A 253-nucleotide genomic window follows, 5' to 3' on the forward strand; every position below is an offset into this window, starting at 1 on the left:
TTATAACGCGGTGCGGCCCAGGTGTGGAAGGGGCCAAAATCAGCCATGCCCCACAGGGTATGCAAAATGAAACATGACCAGTCCACAAACTCAGGCAAGAACAGCCATGCAACAAGCAGAAGCATAATGCCCAGGATGGCGAGGGCTCCAAGAAATTCAAGCGGATCAGTCGTTCCCGCGCGAGCGGATGTCATGGAAAAGCTCCCTAAATAAAAACGATGAAGACTAACTGAATAAAAGAGGGCAGCAGAGC

At 51.0% G+C, this 253-nt stretch carries 1 pseudogene; it reads right to left on the bottom strand.

The features are described 5' to 3' along the window. A pseudogene (locus tag RTW80_RS30055) lies at nt 1-194 on the bottom strand (conjugal transfer protein TrbA); the annotation flags it as partial. Nucleotides 195-253 lie beyond the last annotated feature (59 nt).

Source organism: Escherichia sp. AM3, assembly GCF_032029835.1.
GTDB lineage: Bacteria > Pseudomonadota > Gammaproteobacteria > Enterobacterales > Enterobacteriaceae > Escherichia > Escherichia coli.